Annotated in this window: 1 pseudogene; it reads left to right on the forward strand. The window is 36.6% G+C overall.

Going from position 1 to position 680, the window contains the following annotated elements:
* Positions 1-479: 479 nt before the first annotated feature.
* Positions 480-680, forward strand: a pseudogene (locus ACFIK8_RS11655) (D-alanyl-D-alanine carboxypeptidase); the annotation flags it as partial.

Genomic DNA, 680 nt, shown 5'->3' on the forward strand with positions numbered 1-680 from the left:
TTTTATGAATCATCTTATTGCAAGAGCAGATACAACATTGGGAGCTGAAAAATCGAATAATGGTTCTGGTGTATCTTTTATAAGTGTAAAGGTGGTAGTAACCAAGAAATCTATCTTTTACTAACACTGCCGAGAGATGCGATGGGGGCAAGGTGAAAATGTCTTCTTGAGACACGACCGTGAATGATCAGCACAATGACTCACTGTTCTTCGTGAGGATTATAATCTCCTTAAAGAACGCGAAAAAAAAGCGTAAACTTCTTAGCAATTTCCATGATTTAAAAGATATTTTTTTCGATATTTTCGAAAGCCGTAAAACCAAAAAAAGGGAGATGGTAAAAATGGATGCTCATTTTTATCCCTGAAGAAAAATGGATACCATCATTAACCATTTGTCCCCTCTATTCTGGACTCAAAAGCATTGTGTGCTACATTAAAATAATTCTAAATCACGCATAAAAAGGAATTGGACTCATTGAATGCGACAGCTCCTCTATAACTTGTTTTTGTCTTTCATTTTGAATTTAACGAGTACTATCGTTCTGGCGCAACCCTTTATCTCTGTTGATGTTACAACGGGACGCATCTTAGAACATAATCAAGCTTTTGAGCGCTGGTATCCTGCCTCCTTAACAAAATTAATGACCGCTTATGTTATTTTTCGCGCTATGAGCATAGGA

It is taken from the genome of Bartonella sp. MR168JLCBS (assembly GCF_042194175.1).